The sequence below is a fragment of the Trinickia symbiotica genome (assembly GCF_003028655.1).
GTDB lineage: Bacteria > Pseudomonadota > Gammaproteobacteria > Burkholderiales > Burkholderiaceae > Trinickia > Trinickia symbiotica_A.
Window position 1 is genome coordinate 212174 of the sequence record NZ_PYUC01000003.1, and the last position, 16368, is coordinate 228541.

Sequence of the window (16368 nt, forward strand, 5' to 3'; positions counted from 1 at the left end):
CGCTTCGGGAACAACGGTAGTCGGGGAACGCGTATCATCGAGTGCGAGCTAGCGATTCTGCCACCGAAAACCGCGCGCCGCCCGCCGCCGCGCGAGCGCCCCCCAAGCCCATCAGTCGAGCCGCCACGCTCGGACGACTCGCAACGTTGGAGTAGTCGTAACGATTCGTAATCGTTTCCCGCCCGACGATTCTTCATTGTGGCGGGGAGGAATTCACTTTTTTCACCGCGTTCGACTACATTCCACCTTCTCCTCTGCAACATTTCGGCGTGTTTTCGCATGTGGATCGTCAACGTTGCCCTCAAGCGGCCCTACACGTTCATCGTGATGGCCATCCTCATCGTGCTGGCGACGCCGTTCTCGTTGATGACGACGCCGATCGATATCCTGCCGAATATCGATATCCCGGTCATCAGCATCATCTGGAATTACCAGGGCCTTTCCGCTCAGGAGATGGCCAACCGCATGACGTCGGTGAACGAGCGCAGCCTCACCACCACCGTCAACGACATCGAGCATATCGAGTCGCAGTCGTTGGCCGGCATCGCGATCATCAAGCTGTTTCTGCAACCTAACGCGAGCATCCAGACGGCGATCGCGCAGACGGTCGCGGTCGAACAGACGCAGTTGAGGCAAATGCCGCCGGGCGCGACGCCGCCGCTCATCATCAGCTACTCGGCCTCGTCGATTCCCGTGATCCAGCTCGGGCTTTCGAGTGAAACGCTGTCCGAGCAGGATCTCAACGACACCGCGCTGAACTTCCTGCGCCCGCAGATCATCACGATCCCCGGGGCGCAGGTGCCGTATCCCTATGGAGGCAAGTCGCGGCTCATTTCCGTCGATATCGATCCGCGCGCGCTGCTCGCGAAGGGGCTGACACCGCTCGACGTCGTCAACGCCGTCAATGCGCAAAACCTGATTCTGCCGACGGGCACCGCAAAAATCGGCCCGCGCGAATACACGGTCGACATGAACGGCTCGCCGACGACGATCGCCGGGCTCAACGATCTTCCCGTGCGCACGGTCAACGGCGCGACGACGTACCTGCGCGAGGTGGCGCACGTGCGTGACGGCTACTCGCCGCAGACCAATATCGTGCGGCAGGATGGCCGGCGCGGCGTGCTGCTTTCGATTCTGAAAGCGGGCAATGCTTCCACGCTGTCGGTCGTCAATGCCGTTCACCGGCTGCTACCCATCGCCGAGACGACGCTGCCGCGCGAGCTGACGATCAGGGCGTTGTTCGATCAGTCGCTCTACGTCAAAGCGGCGATCACGGGCGTCGCCCGCGAAGCGGTGATTGCGGCCGCGCTCACGGCCGCGATGATCCTCCTCTTCCTCGGCAATTGGCGCAGCACCTGCATCATCGCGATCTCGATTCCGTTGTCGATCCTTTCGTCGCTGCTTGCACTGCACGCGTTGGGCCAAACGATCAACATCATGACGCTCGGCGGTCTCGCGCTCGCCGTCGGGATCCTCGTCGACGACGCAACCGTGACGATCGAGAACATCGAGCGGCATTTGCGCCTGGGTACGAATTTGCATGATGCAATCCTCGACGGTGCCGGCGAGATTGCCGTGCCGGCGTTCGTCTCGACGCTCTGTATTTGTATCGTTTTCGTGCCGATGTTCTTCCTGACGGGCGTGGCGCGGTACCTGTTCGTGCCGCTGGCGGAGGCCGTCGTCTTCGCGATGCTCGCGTCGTACATTCTTTCGCGCACGCTCGTGCCGACGATGGCCATGCTGCTGATGGGCCACGCCCACAAGCCCAAGAGCGGCGCTCGGCCGAATCTGTTCATGCGATCGCATCACGCCTTCGAGGGCGCGTTCGAGCGCATGCGCGCCGCCTATATCGTCCTTCTGAGCACCTTGTTGGTGCGGCGGCGCCTGTTCGTCATATCGTTCCTCGCCTTTTGCGTGGCATCGCTCGGGCTTGCGTTCGTGCTCGGCGCCGATTTCTTCCCGAGCGTGGATGCGGGCGACATCCGGCTGCACATGCGCGCACCGACCGGCACGCGAATCGAGGAAACGGCTCGGCTCGCCGACGATGTCGAAAAGACGATTCGTACCGTCGTGCCGCCGCGCGACCTTGGCACGATCCTCGACAACCTCGGCTTGCCTTATAGCGGTATCAACCTCTCCTATAGCAACGCTGGGACGATCGGCACGCTCGACGGCGATATCCAGATCGCGCTGAAGCCCGATCACGAGCGGACCCAAACGTATATCGACAAGCTGCGCGCGCTTCTGCCGCAGCGCTTTCCAGGCGTCGAGTTTTACTTTCAGCCCGCCGACATCGTCACGCAGATTCTGAATTTCGGCTTGCCCGCGGCAATCGACGTGCAGATTTCCGGCGCCAACCAGATCGCGAACTTCGATGCCGCGAGCAAGCTGATGAAACAGGTGCGCATGATTCGCGGCACGGTCGATACGCACATTCAGCAGAAGTTCGACGAGCCGACGATTCATTTGCAAATGGATCGCACGCGGCTGCAGCAACTGAATCTGAGCGCGAACGACGTCGCGCAGAACGTGCTCATCTCGCTGGCCGGCAGCACGCAGACCTCACCCGGTTTTTGGTTCAACCCGCGAAACGGTGTGGAGTACCAGCTTTCCGTGCGGACGCCGCAATACGACGTGACGTCGATGGACGCGTTGCTGCGCACGCCGGTCGCGGCACGCGGAGCGTCGCCCGCCGCCTCCGGCACGCCGCAACTGCTCGGCAACCTCGTTCAGGTGCAGCCCGGCAATCAATTCGCCTTGGTCACGCACTACAACATCAGGCCTGTCGTCGATTTGCTCGTGAGCGTCGAGGGCCGCGATCTCGGCAGCGTCGCGAGGCAAATCGACAAGCTCGTCGAGCAAGCGAGGGCCACGCTGCCGCGCGGGAGCCAGATCGTCGTGCGCGGCCAAGTGGAGACGATGCAGCGGTCCTACCTCGGGCTCGGCATTGGCGTCGCGATGGCGATCGTGCTCGTTTATCTGCTCATCGTCGTCAATTTCCAGTCCTGGCTCGATCCGCTCATCATCGTCAGCGCGTTGCCGGCGGCGCTCGCGGGCATCGTCTGGATGCTGTTCCTGACGGGCACGCATATGTCCGTGCCCGCATTGACGGGCGCCATCATGACGATGGGGGTCGCCACGGCGAACAGTATCCTGATGGTCTCCTTCGCGCGCCAGCGACTCACGGCCGGTGCGCCGCCGCTCACCGCCGCGCTCGAGGCCGGAGCCAGCCGTATTCGTCCCGTGTTGATGACGGCCTGCGCGATGATCATCGGCATGGTGCCGATGGCGCTGGGTCTTGGCGAAGGCGCCGAGCAGAACGCGCCGCTCGGCCGCGCCGTCATCGGCGGCTTATTGTTCGCGACCGTTTCGACGCTCCTGTTCGTTCCGCTTCTCTTCGCGGGCATTCACGGCCGTCTCGCGCGGCGCCACGCCCGACAGGCCGCGGCCGAAGAGGATGCCGATTGATCGATGAAATACGTGACGCCCCCATCCAGGTCCAGCTGACATGACTGAAGAAACTCACGCCCCCTTGGCCATTCCGGCACGAGAAGACGGAAGCGGTCACATGCTGCCTCCGCGTGATCGCATCTGGCGGCGCGCAAAAATCGCGACCGTCGTCGTGCTGCTTCTGCTCGCCGCGGGTGCGCTGCGTACCGTCGTCGCCAACATCGTGAACGAGCGCGCCACGGCGAACGCCACCGCGCAGAATGCGAAGCAGTATGTCAACGTCGTCACGCCGAAAATCGCGGACGGTGCCGGCGACATGCTTTTGCCGGGCACGCTGCGCGGCTTTGTCGAATCGCCGATTTATGCGCGAGCGACGGGCTATTTGCTGCATTGGTATGTCGACATCGGCGCGCACGTCAAGCAAGGGCAGTTGCTCGCCGATCTCGACACGCCCGAGATCGATCAGGAACTGGCACAGGCCATCGCGCAACGCCAGCAGGCGAGCGCGAGCCTCGCATTGGCGAAGACGTCGTTCGAGCGCTGGCAGCAATTGCGCCAACGCGATGCTGTCTCGCAGCAGGAGCTCGACGACCGGCAAGGCACCTACAACCAGGATCTCGCGAATCTGGCCGCCGCCGAGGCGAACGTGAAGCGCCTCCAACAGCTCGAATCGTTCAAGCGCATCGTGGCACCGTTCGACGGTGTCGTCACACAGCGCAATGTCGATGTCGGCGATCTCATCGATGCGGGCAGCGGCAGCAGTCGTGCCCTTTTCGCGCTTGCCCAATCGAAGACGCTGCGCGTGTACGTGCAGTTGCCGCAGGCCTACTCGCAAAACATCAAGGTCGGCATGCCTGTCGCCGTCACACAGGCCGAGTTGCCCGGCCAGTCGTTCCGCGGAACGATCACGCATATCTCGGGGGCCATCGATGTGCCGACGCGGTCGCTGCAACTCGAAGTCACGCTGCCTAATGCCGATGACAAGCTGCGGCCCGGCGCTTACGTGCAAGTCGCGATACCCCAGGCACTGCATTCGCATCTGCTCGTGCCCGACAACGCACTGTTGTTTCGCTCGGAAGGGCCGCGTCTCGCGGTCGTCGACGCCAACGGCGTCGTCCATTTGCGCGCGGTCACGATCGCGCAGGATCTCGGCCAGTCGCTGGAAATCGAAAGCGGCATCGAGCCGAACGACCGGATCATCGTCAATCCGAGCGATTCGATCGCCGACGGCGATCACGTGCAGGTCATGTCGAAGACCGCGGACAAGGGGCTCTCCTGATGCGTTCGCGCCGTCTCGCTTGCGCTTGGCCCGCGGCTGCGGTTGCCGTTCTGTTGTCGGCTTGTACCGTGGGGCCTGACTACAAACGCCCCGACGTCGAAGCGCCCCCGGCGTGGCGAACCGATTCGAATTGGCGATTGGCGGTGCCCTCGCATGCGCCGCTCACGCTCGACTGGTGGAAACAGTTCGAGGACGCGAAGCTCGACGCGCTCGAAAAAGAGGCGCTTGCGCAAAACCAGACGCTCGCCGCCGCGAGCGCGCACTACGAGCAAGCGAAGGCGACGCTTGCCTTCAACTCGGCGCAACGCCTGCCCGAGCTCGATCTTTCCGGCGCGCTCGCTCGCCAGAAGGTTTCGAAGGACAGGCCCCGGCTCAGCTATACGACACCGAACCAGTCCACGGTGCAAAACGAAGTCCTCGTGCAGCCGACCGTCACCTACGATACGGACCTCTTCGGCCGCATCCGCCGTGAAGTGGAAAGCGCGAAGGCCTCGGCGCAACAAGCGGCCGACGACCTGGCCAATGCACGCCTCGTTCTGACGACGGCGCTTGCCACCGATTACTACGCCTTGCGCGAGCTCGACGCCGAGATCGACGTACTGAACCAATCGGTCCGACTGCAAGAGAAGGCGCTCGATTACGTGAAAGCCGAGCACGAGCTCGGCTCCGTGTCCGGACTCGATCTCTATCAGCAACAGGCGCAACTCGACGCGACACGGACGCAGGCAACGCTGCTGCTGAATCAACGCGCGCAAGACGAGCACGCGATCGCCGCGCTGATCGGTACGCCGGCGCCCGAGTTTTCGATCGCGCCCGAGGCCGTCGAGACGAAGGTGCCGTCGATTTCCGTCGGCGTTCCGAGCGAACTGTTGCAGCGGCGGCCCGACATCGCTTCGGCCGAACGCGCGATGGCCGCGGCCAATGCGCAAATCGGCGTCGCGAAGGCGGCGTTCTTTCCGAGCCTCGTTCTGTCGCCGAGCATCGGCTGGGAATCGACGGCGTTCGCGAGCCTCTTTACCGCGCCGAGTCTCATGTGGACGCTCGGTGCCTCGTTGAGTCAGGTCGTCTTCGACGGCGGCCGGCGCAGCGCGAATCTGAACTTCGCCAGCGAGGGGTATCGCGCGGCGCAAGCCACCTATCGACAGACGGTGCTCAACGCGTTCCAACAGGTCCAGGACGGCGTCACGGGTCTCTCGGTCCTCGATGTCGCGTCGAAGCAGGCCCATGCGGCCGTCGTCGATGCGCAAAGACTGTTGTCGCTCGCGAACGATCGCTACTCCGGCGGACTCGTCGCTTATCTCAACGTGATCGATGCGCAGCAGTCGCTGCTGACGAGCCAGCGACAGGAAGTGCAGATCCATGGCCAACAGATGGCGTTTTCGGTCGCGCTCGTGAAAGCGCTCGGCGGAGGGTGGGATGACAAGCTGCCCGCCGACGCCGGCATGGCTTCGAGCAGGCAGCCGGGACGCGCCGCGGGCGGAACGTCGTCAGCGCAGGCTATTCATTAAAAGCGCTTCACCACCACCATCACGACCCAAGCGATTCCGTCGTCTGTTTTACGACGTGGTGATGATGCGCCTTGATGGACTTGTGCGCGTGCGCCTTTGTCGCCCCCGGCTCGGCACTATCCCGATCGGCCTGCTTCGTCGACCGGTCCTCGGCACGCGCCAATCCTTTATCGCGATCGCCTGATTCGAAACCGTTCGTGTTCGACACGCCCTTGCTGCTCATGTGGCTGCCCGAGACGCCACCGGCGTTCGCGCCGGCCGCGGCACCCATGCCCATTCCTGCATGTCCGCCGCTGCTCCCCGCTCCGCCACCGGCACCACCTCCGGCGCCGCCGCCATTGCCGCCACCGCCGCCGTTGCCTCCGGCTGCGGCGAACGACACCGACGATACCAGCACCGTCAATACGGCGGCCAGCCGAATGCTCCATCGCTTCGTGTTCATCATGCCTCCCTAATTAAGGTTTGTAATGCGGGCATTCTATGAACGTTCCATAAGGCATGGCGTTACCGGTTGTATCAAGAAGCAACAGGCGCCGTCACTTCTCCGTGACGGCTTCGGCGCCGCGCCATTCGCGCATCATCGCCCCGACTTCCTCGGCGAGCCACTCGCGAAACTGCAGATACTCGGGCCGAAGCTTCGCGTTCCGGTGCGTGATCAGATAGTGATGGCGGTCGTGGAACACAAGCGCATCCTTAACGGGCCTCAGCAGGCGTCCCTGCTCCACTTGGCGGTGCACGAGGTGATGCCAGCCGAGCAGGGTGCCCTCGCCTGCTTCGGCCTGGGCGACGAGCAACCGATAATCGTTGCTCTCGAAATGCTCGTTCTCCACGAGCCGATCGGAGCCGTCGCTGGGCTGAAACCAGTTTCGCCACACGCGCCAATCGACATGCTCGCAGACCTGCGCTCGCCCCAGCAACGAGAGGTTCAACGTGGGATGCGTGAGCAGGTCCAGCGGCTTCAACGATCTGCCATGAAAATGGCGCTCATAAAACGGCTGGCTGCAGACAGGATAGACGACGTCGTGGAATAGCGGCTCGACCTCGTATTCCGCTTCGCGCGGAGGGTTCTTGGTGATAATGACGTCGGGCTCCATGAGCTCGTCGAGCTCCATGAAATGCTCGGTCACCATCACGTGCAAACGGATATCCGGAAACCGCTTGCGGAACGCCGGCAGCCTGAACGACAGCCACAACGCGGAGAACGTATGCGAGACGCAGATCGTCAACGCCTGCTTGTCCGAGCGGCGGACGGCCTCGGCCGCTTCCGCGATATTCATGATCGAGAGATACGACGCGTTGTAGAGAATGCGTCCTGCATCGGTCAACGCAATGTGCCTGCCGGTGCGCTCGAACAACGCGACGTCGAGCGAATCCTCGAGCTCTTTGATCTGTCTGCTAATTGCCGCCTGTGTCACGCAGAGGACCTCGGCCGCTTGCGTGAAACTCTCGTAGCGCGCCGCGGTGACAAAGCACCTCAGCGCCCGCAATGAAGGCATTTGGGCGAGAAGTCGGTCAGCAAACAACTGCTTCTTTTGCATGGCTATCACCTTCCAGGCGGATACCTCTGATCCGTTGCGATCACGGGCCTGTCGGCCGACGTCGCCGCGCGGCCCGTGACGACGCACGGCCTTGAGCCGGGCCGGCCGTAAGCGGCTCACACAAGAGTAGTGTGCTAGCTGCCCCGCCCACTGGCAAGAGAGGCGCCCCCGGAAGTCTTCAGCGTTCTACGCGCGATCAATCGAGCTTCAACCAGGTGGTCTTCAGTTCGCAGTACTGATCATGCGCGTAGACCGATTTATCACGGCCGCCGAATCCCGATTGCTTGAAGCCGCCGAACGGCGTGGACAGATCGCCTTCGCCGAAGCAATTTACCGTGACGGTGCCGGCCCTGATCCGCGCGGCGATCTTGTGGGCATGATTGACGTTGTCCGTCCACAATGATGCAGCGAGCCCGTAGCAAGTGTCGTTGGCGATCCGGACGGCGTCTTCGATGTCGTCGTACTCGATGAAGCAGAGGAGCGGGCCGAATACCTCTTCACGCGCGATCGTCATCTCGGGCGTCACGTTGTCGAAGATGGTCGGCTCGACGAACCACCCGCCGGTTTCCCCGAGCGTGGCCTTGCCGCCGCATACGAGGCGTGCCCCCTCCGCCTTCGCCTTCTCGATGTGAGCGAGTACTTTCTCATAGTGCGGCTTCTCGATCAGCGAACCCAGCTTCACGTCCGGGTCGAGCGGATCACCGGTCTTCCAGCCTTCCAGCACCGCCTGAACCTTCTGAAGCATCTCGGCCTTCTTGCTCGCGGGCACGAGAATGCGCGAACCCGCGCTGCAGTTTTCGCCCATGTTCCAGAACGCGGCAGCAACCGCATTCTCGGCGACCGGGTCGAGATTCGCAACGTCCGGCAAGACGATCTGGGGGTTCTTGCCGCCGCATTCCAATACGACCCGCTTGAGGTTCGTGTCGGCCGAGTAACGGAGAAAGCGCTTGCCTGTTTCGGTCGAGCCCGTGAATGCCACGAGGTCGATGTCGGGGTGGAGCCCGATCGCCTGCCCCGCACCCTCCCCAAAGCCCGTGACGACATTGAGGACCCCGGCGGGCACGCCAGCCTGGAACGCGAGATCGGCGATGCGCAGCGTCGAAAGCGACGTCTGCTCGGCCGGCTTCACGATGACGCTGTTGCCGACGGAGAGCGCGGGGCCGATCTTCCAGGCGAGCATCAACGCCGGAAAGTTCCACGGCAGCACCGCACCCACGACGCCGATCGGTTCTCGCGTGATCATGCTGACCACACTCGGGCCGGACGGCGATAGCGCGTCGTAGCGCTTGTCGGTGGCTTCCGCGTGCCAGCGGATGCATGCGGCCGACTCGGGGATGTCCAGGCCGAGGCATTCGCCAATCGGCTTGCCGGCCTCGAGCGCTTCGAGCAGCGCGAGTTCATCCGCGTTTTCCTCGATCAACTGCGCCAACCGAAGCAGCACGGTCTTTCTCTGCGCGGGCGTGACTCTGGACCAGACACCGCTATCGAAGGCATCCCGCGCCGCGACGACCGCGCGCTCGACGTCTTTCGCCTCGCACTTCGCGATGTCGGCCAATACTTTGCCGGTCGATGGATTCAGCGTTCGGAACGTTTCATTCGAAGCTGCCGCGCATCGTCGCCCGGCAATGAACGCGCGCCCATCGAGCGACAGCGTTTCGGCCTTCTGCTTCCATTCCTGATAAGTCGTCATTGTCTCGTCCTCGAAAATTAAAGCTCGGCGCCTGCCGTGAACTCCTTGACCCAGATCGCCGCGGACACCGCCATGTCGGCAATGGGACGCACCGGCAGCGAGCGCGGGTGCGGCTGATTCAAGAGCTGATGAACGAGGTCGCTCGATTGTCCGAGCGCATATTCCGCGATGAGCTTGCCCGACGCGGACCCTCTGCTCAGGCCGAGGCCATTGCAGCCGACGGCTTCAAAAACGCCGTCGTCTCTGCGACCGAAGAGCGCGCCGTTGTTCGCGGACAGACACAAAGGTCCGCCCCACGTGTATTCGAGCTCGACGCCCTTCAGCATCGGAAACCGACGGTCGAACGAACGTTGATGCAGGCTCCTGGCCTTCGTGAGATCAGCCTGGGACACCTCGAGGCCCGGCCGGAACGCAAAGTGATTGCGAACGCAAATGCGGTCGGTAATCAAGCGGCGAACGGTGGTGCCCATCGGATCGGCCGGGATCAGCGCCCACGATGGCGTACCGCCGAGCCTCCCGACCTCGTCCGCGTTCATGACACGTGTCATGGACGCAAACGTGTAGACGGGTAGCAAGCCGTTCGGATGTCCGCCGAATCGCGCCGCATAGGCATTCGTGCAGAGAATCACGTGCTTCGCCGTGATCTTGCCGCCGGCGAAAGTCAGCACCTTCGCGTCGCCGCGGTCGTCGATCGATTTCACGGCGCTCATTTCAAACGCCTTCGCGTTTCGCGGTAAGGTCGCCGCGAGGCCGCGCATCAGCGCAGCGGGCTGAACCGTACTGCACCCGGGCGTGAACAGCGCGCCGCAATAAAAGTCGCTACCGGTGACGGCCTTGATCGCCGCCTCGTCGAGCCAATGGAACGGCTCACCGATGCGCTCGAGCCCCTCGGCGAAATGAGCAAGCGCCGCCTGTCCCCTCTTGTTGGCCGACGCGTGAAATTTGCCGTCGTCGCGCCAATCGCATTCGATGCCGTGCCGACGCACGATCGAGCGCACGTAGTCGATCCCGTGACGTTGCAGCCGCACGTCGGCTTTATCGGCTTCGACGCTTCGGGAATAGCTCTCACTGCTGATGTCGTGCGGCAGGTCGACGAAGAAACCGGAGTTCCGTCCGGCGGTGGTGCGGCCGATGCGGTCCGCCTCGACGAGCGCAACGGAGGCGCCAGGCGCCAGCTCCGCGAGCCGCCGGGCGGCGCAGAGCCCCGTAATGCCCCCGCCGATGACGACCCAGTCGTATTCGTAATCGGACGACACCGTCTCGGCGCCCCCGGGCGGCGGGAGGCTCTCCCACCATCCGTTCACGCCATCCGCAGCGGGAAACCGCGAAAAATCCAGTTTCATGGTCGTGCCAGTTACCGTGCGTTGCCGAGCAGCGGCTCGACGAGCTTCGCGAACGCGCGGCGCTCTTCATCGGACAGCGTGCCGAGCGGTGCGCGGGCGACACCGACGGGCTTGCCTGCCAGTTCGCAGCCATAGCGAACGTACTGAATGAATTTTCCGCTGCGCTCGAGCAGTTCGAGCACGGGCAGCAGTTGCGCCATCAGCTTGCGGCCCAATTGGAAATCGCCCTTGTTCACGCACGCATCGAAGAGCGCCGTGTGCGCTTCCGGCAGGAAGTTGGAGGCGCCGCCGACCCAGCTTTTCGCGCCCCAGGCGAAGAACTCGAGCGCCTGGTCGTCCATCCCGCAGCTGAGCAAGAGCCGGTCGCTAAAGTGCGTGGCGAGATGATGCAGATGGGAAACGTCGCCCGTACTCTCTTTCATCGCGACGAAATTCGGCCGCTCCAGCAACGTTGCAAGCACGCCATCGCTGATTTCGGTGCCCGTGCGGGCCGGGAAGTTGTAAAGCATGATCGGCATGTCGAGCGCATCGTCCACCTTGAGCAGGTGGTTGAGGAGTTCTTGCTGCGTGGGCTGGGCGTAGTACGGGGCGGCCACCAGCAAAGCAGGCAGCCCGGCCCGTTTTGCTTCCTGGCCCAGGCGAATCACTTCCTTCGTCGTCGTCGCATTGATGCCCGCGGTCAAATACGTCTTGCCGCCCGCTGCCTCGGCAACCGTGTTGAACGTCTTGACCCGTTCCTCGAAACTCAACGCGTAGTATTCGCCCGTGGTTCCGCCGATCCCAAGGCCGGCTACGCGCCCAGCGAGGTCCGCCGCATGCTTGCCGAGCAAATCGTGATCGATTTGGCCATCCGCCTTGAACGGTGTCACCAGCGGGGTATGTACGCCCTCGAAGCTCATTTCGGTATCTCTCTTCAGTATCGTCAATCAAGTCATCTGACCGCGCTCACCGGCTGCGGCTTGGCGCCCGTGCGTCGTCACGCGAACGCCTCGGCATGCGAGTAGATGGGGAACTGGCCGCAAAGCTCGCGCACGCGGCTGCGCACCGCGCGCTCGACTTGCTCGTCTCCGCCGGGTTCGCGCTCGAGTGCCGAGAGGACCTCGAGAATCATTTCGCCGATCTGCTCGAACTGAGCCGTTCCGAATCCGCGCGTCGTGCCCGCGGGCGTGCCGAGCCGGATGCCGGAGGTCACGGTCGGATTCTCGGTATCGAATGGGATGCCGTTCTTGTTGCACGTGATGCCGGCGCGCTCCAACGCCTTTTCGGCTTGCGTACCCGTGAGCCGCTTGGCGCGAAGATCGACGAGCAGCAGGTGGTTGTCGGTGCCGCCCGTAACGAGGTTCAGCCCGCCGGATTGCAGGACGTTGCCGAGCGCCTCGGCGTTGCGCAGCACCTGATCGATGTAGGCCGTGAACTCGGGACGCAGCGCTTCGGCGAACGCCACCGCCTTGCCCGCGATCACATGCATAAGGGGACCGCCTTGCAACCCGGGGAACACCGCGGAATTGATCTTCTTGGCAATGTCGCCGTTGTTCGTGAGGATGAAGCCGCCACGCGGCCCGCGCAGCGTCTTGTGCGTCGTCGACGTCACGACGTCCGCGAAGGCAACGGGGTTCGCGTGACGCCCCGCGGCGACGATGCCTGCGATATGCGCCATATCGACCATCAACAGGGCGCCGACGCTGTCCGCGATGTCGCGGAGTGCGGCGAAATCGAGCGCCCGCGGGTAGGCCGAGTAGCCCGCGATGATGAGCTTGGGACGATGCTCGTGCGCGAGAGCATGAACCTGGTCGTAGTCGATGCGGTACGTTTGGGGGCTCACGCCGTACTGAACCGCGTTGAACCACTTGCCCGAGAGCGCGGGACGCGCGCCATGCGTGAGGTGGCCGCCGGCATCGAGCGACATGCCCATGACGGTGTCGCCCGGCTTGACGAGCGCAAGCATGACCGCACCGTTGGCCTGCGCACCCGAATGCGGCTGTACGTTGGCGAACTCGGCCTCGAACAGCGCCTTTACGCGATCGATGGCCAACGCCTCGATCCGATCGACATGTTCGCAACCGCCGTAGTAGCGCTTGCTCGGATACCCTTCCGCGTACTTGTTCGTGAGCACCGTCCCTTGCGCTTCCATCACCGCGGCGGAGACGATGTTCTCGGAAGCGATCAGTTCGATCTGGGTTTGCTGGCGGCGCAGCTCCAGCGCGATCTCCGATGCGATTACTGGGTCGCGGCTCTGGAGCGTGTCAGAAAAAAAGCGCGAGTGTTCGTTCACTTGTTACTCCCGGAAGTCATCCTCAGAAGCGGGTCATGCAAAGACGGTCTACTGCTCCAGCCAGGCTTTCACCTTCTCCGGATGCGCGTCGACGAATTTCTTCGCCGCGGCCGCATAGTCGTTGGTGCTATTGCCGTCGAATTCGACCGACTCGACGTCGGCGAGCGTCAGTTTGAAGTGCTTGAAGAACACGTCGGCGCGCGGGAATTTGGTCGCGAATTGCTTCGACGCGAACGCGTGAACCTGCTCTTCGCCACCGAGGGTTCCCTTCGGATCCTTGAGATAGCGCATCTTCCACTTCTGCCAGAGCCAGTGCGGGCTCCACACCGTGGCGACGACCCACTGTTTCGATTGGTTGGCACGCGAGACCGCGGCGAGCATCCCAGCCTCGCTCGACGATTGCAGGTTGTAGCCGTTCAGGTCGTAGGCCTTGATCGTTTTTTCGGAAGCCTGCATCAAGCCGGCACCGGGTCCGATGCCCTGGATCGTTCCGTCGAGCTTGCTCTTCACGTCGGGCTTTTGCAGATCGGAGATCGATGACAATTCCGATACGGGAATATAGTCAGGCACGGCCCAGCCGTTCTTGCCGCCCGTATAAATGACGCCGACGTCGTCCATCTGGTCCTTGTACTTGGCGTAGTACGCCGCGTGCGTCACGGGCAGCCATCCCCCCACCATGATGTCGAGGTCGCCGCGCGCAACGCCCTCGTACTGAATGCCGATGTCAGCTTTGACGAAGCTCACCGGTTGGTTCAGTTTCGTCTCGAGCACGTATTTCGCGACGTTTGCCGTGGCGAGCACATCCGCCCAGTCAGTGACCGCCATCTTGATCGGCTCAGCCGCCGTGGCAGGTCCGGCGCCCGGACCGAAGGCGACGACCGCCGATACCGCGACGTTCGCCAAGAGGGATTTCAACAACTTGCTTTTCATTTAGGACTCCTATTTATCTGCACCCGTTTTGACCAAGTCATGGGTGCCGCCACGTAGCGTATGCGGTTTCCCGCTCGTTCAAGGTCCCCGGCTATCAAGCCGCTCAACTTCCGCGGGCCGTCCGCCGAACCGGGTTCGGCGAAGGTCCGTCGCGTCGACGACGCCGGGTGGATCGCCGATCCGTCAGGTCTGTGCTGTCCCGTTTGCCGCGCTCTTCTCCGTCTTTGCGATGGGTCTCGCCCGCTTCTTCGACTTCACGCCGAACGTCTCCGTCAAGCGGTCCAGCACGATCGCGAGCAACACGACGCCAAGGCCGCCCTCGAAGCCGATTCCGATATCGAGGCGCTGGATGCCGCTCAGCACGTACTCGCCCAGGCCGCCCGCGCCGATCATGGAGGCGATGACTACCATCGAGAGCGACATCATGATGGTTTGATTCACGCCGGCCATGATGGACGGCATCGCGTTCGGCAACTGGATTTTCCAGAGCAGTTGCGCGTCCGTGCTGCCGAACGAGCACCCTGCCTCCAGCAGTTCCTCGCGTACCTGGCGAATGCCGAGTGTCGTGAGACGCACGACGGGAGGCATCGCGAACACCACGGTAGCGATGACGGCGGGCACTCTGCCCAAGCCGAACAGGATCACGGCGGGAATCAAATAGACGAATGCCGGCATCGTCTGCATGAAATCGAGCAGCGAGCGCAGAACCAATTCGACGCGCTTGTTGCGCGCGCCCCAGATGCCGAGCGGCACACCGATGATCAGACTGAAGCACGTGGCCGCGACGACAAGGGCAAGCGTCGAGACTGTCTGAGGCCAAAGGCCCATGTAATCGATGAGCAGCAGCGCGGCGCCGACGAAAACCGCGAACACGATGCCGCGTCGCCACACGGCAAGCGCCACGAGCGCGATGAGCATCGCGGCGAACGGGATGGCACCGAGCCCTTGCTCGAGCAGCTTGACGACGGCCCCCAGGGCCGCGGAAAACGCGTTGAAGCCGCCCTGGAAATGATTGAAGAGAAAGTTGACGGCGTTTTCGGCAAACTTGCCGACGATTGACGAGTTCATGCTCCCCTCCGCTCGATGACCTGCTTGAGAATCGTCCGGCACGACACAATGCCCGCGAGCTTTCCGGCGGCATCGACGACCGGCACGTCGTGTTCCTGGCTGAGGGCAATCGAGGCGAGCTCATGCAGGTCGGCCTCCAGGGAGACCGTCTTCAAGTCCCGGAGTAACGCCTCCCGGACGGGAAGCGCGCCGGCCTTGTGCAGCGAGGCGGGCGTCACGCAGCCCTGATAGCGGCCCGATTCGTCGCATACATAGCCGCATTCCACGCCGCTATCGATAAGCTGATTGAGGTAACGCTCCGAGGGCGCGCCGACATCACATGAAATCAATCCGCGCTCGACCCGGCTCAGCAGACTTTCGGCCGTCAGAAAGCGCGAAACGTCGACATGGCGGAAAAAGTCGCGCACGTAATCGGTTGCCGGCGACTGGATGAGCTCCGCCGGCGTGCCGACCTGGATCAGACAGCCATCCTTCATGATGCCGATGCGACCGCCGATCTTGATGGCCTCTTCGATGTCGTGCGAAATGAATACGATGGTGCGCCGCTCTTCCTTCTGCAGCCGCAGCAGTTCGCTCTGCATTTCAAATCGGATCAATGGGTCGAGCGCGGAAAACGCTTCGTCCATCAGAAGCACCGCGGGATTCACCGCCAATGCCCGCGCCAGGCCGACGCGCTGCTGCATGCCGCCGGACAGTTCGCCGGGCAGCAGCTTTTCGTACGAGCCGAGGCCCACCCTTGTCAGCGCGGCTTGCGCGATTTCGTAGCGCTCGGACCTCTTCATGCCGGCGACTTCGAGGCCGTACGAAATGTTGTCGAGCACCGTTCGGTTCGGCAGCAGCGCGAACGACTGGAAGACCATCGCCATCTTTTTGCGGCGGACGTCGCGCAACTCCAGCGTCGACATCGGCGCAATGTCGCGCCCTTCGAGAATGACCTGGCCGGAGGTGGGCTCGATCAGGCGGTTGAGCAGCCGGACGAGCGTCGATTTCCCGGAGCCGGAGAGGCCCATGATGACGAAAATCTCGCCCGCCTTGACATTGAGGCTGACGTCGTTGACCGCCACCATGTTGCCCGTGCGCTTGAAGATTTCATCACGGCCGAGTCCTTGCTTGACCAGCTCGGCGGCACGCTCGGGCTTCTGGCCGAAGATTTTCGACAAGTGCCGTACGGCGAGAATATCGGTGCCGGAGACCGCGATCGATCGCGTCGGCGATGGGGCGGCGTCCACGTTGATCGCGCCGGGCTGCAACATGTCGTCAGGCGCGAATGTCAGATTCGGAGTCATGCTG

At 63.1% G+C, this 16368-nt stretch carries 12 protein-coding genes; 3 read left to right on the forward strand and 9 right to left on the reverse strand.

The genetic code is table 11. The features are described 5' to 3' along the window. Positions 1-279: 279 nt before the first annotated feature. The 3 genes from C9I57_RS07025 to C9I57_RS07035 are packed head-to-tail and all read left to right on the forward strand — an operon-like array spanning position 280 to position 6237. Positions 280-3468: an efflux RND transporter permease subunit gene (locus tag C9I57_RS07025; RefSeq protein WP_107149915.1), complete on the forward strand. Its 3189-nt coding sequence runs from the start codon at positions 280-282 to the stop codon at positions 3466-3468. 40 nt (positions 3469-3508) lie between these two features. Beyond that, positions 3509-4729, forward strand: a complete 1221-nt coding sequence (locus C9I57_RS07030; protein ID WP_107149916.1) for an efflux RND transporter periplasmic adaptor subunit — start codon at positions 3509-3511, stop codon at positions 4727-4729. After that, positions 4729-6237 carry an efflux transporter outer membrane subunit gene (locus C9I57_RS07035; RefSeq protein WP_107149917.1) on the forward strand — a complete coding sequence of 503 codons (1509 nt, stop codon included), beginning with the start codon at positions 4729-4731 and terminating at the stop codon, positions 6235-6237. Before C9I57_RS07030 ends, C9I57_RS07035 begins: the two co-directional genes overlap by 1 nt. A gap of 19 nt (positions 6238-6256) precedes the next feature. On the opposite strand, the gene C9I57_RS32665 is transcribed toward C9I57_RS07035, so the two are convergent. The 9 genes from C9I57_RS32665 to C9I57_RS07085 form a co-directional block, all read right to left on the reverse strand. Next, the gene (locus tag C9I57_RS32665) at positions 6257-6679 is read right to left on the reverse strand and encodes a hypothetical protein (protein ID WP_440130185.1); all 423 of its coding nucleotides are present in this window, start codon (positions 6677-6679) and stop codon (positions 6257-6259) included. A gap of 94 nt (positions 6680-6773) precedes the next feature. Further along, a complete protein-coding gene (locus C9I57_RS07050) occupies positions 6774-7775 on the reverse strand; it encodes a LysR substrate-binding domain-containing protein (protein WP_107149920.1) in 1002 nt (333 codons plus the stop codon). A 196-nt stretch (positions 7776-7971) separates the two neighbouring features. Next, the gene (locus tag C9I57_RS07055; protein ID WP_107149921.1) at positions 7972-9465 is read right to left on the reverse strand and encodes an aldehyde dehydrogenase; all 1494 of its coding nucleotides are present in this window, start codon (positions 9463-9465) and stop codon (positions 7972-7974) included. Positions 9466-9482: 17 nt separating this feature from the next. Beyond that, a complete protein-coding gene (locus C9I57_RS07060; protein ID WP_107149922.1) occupies positions 9483-10808 on the reverse strand; it encodes an NAD(P)/FAD-dependent oxidoreductase in 1326 nt (441 codons plus the stop codon). 11 nt (positions 10809-10819) lie between these two features. Further along, positions 10820-11707 carry a dihydrodipicolinate synthase family protein gene (locus C9I57_RS07065; RefSeq protein ID WP_107149923.1) on the reverse strand — a complete coding sequence of 296 codons (888 nt, stop codon included), beginning with the start codon at positions 11705-11707 and terminating at the stop codon, positions 10820-10822. 77 nt (positions 11708-11784) lie between these two features. Further along, complete coding sequence (gene glyA, locus C9I57_RS07070) at positions 11785-13080, reverse strand: serine hydroxymethyltransferase (RefSeq protein WP_107149924.1); 1296 nt, start codon at positions 13078-13080, stop codon at positions 11785-11787. A 48-nt stretch (positions 13081-13128) separates the two neighbouring features. Next, positions 13129-14010: a glycine betaine ABC transporter substrate-binding protein gene (locus C9I57_RS07075; protein ID WP_107149925.1), complete on the reverse strand. Its 882-nt coding sequence runs from the start codon at positions 14008-14010 to the stop codon at positions 13129-13131. A 183-nt stretch (positions 14011-14193) separates the two neighbouring features. After that, entirely contained in the window at positions 14194-15078 is an 885-nt protein-coding gene (locus C9I57_RS07080; RefSeq protein WP_107149926.1) for an ABC transporter permease, read from the reverse strand. Further along, complete coding sequence (locus C9I57_RS07085; RefSeq protein WP_107149927.1) at positions 15075-16364, reverse strand: quaternary amine ABC transporter ATP-binding protein; 1290 nt, start codon at positions 16362-16364, stop codon at positions 15075-15077. Before C9I57_RS07085 ends, C9I57_RS07080 begins: the two co-directional genes overlap by 4 nt. Positions 16365-16368 lie beyond the last annotated feature (4 nt).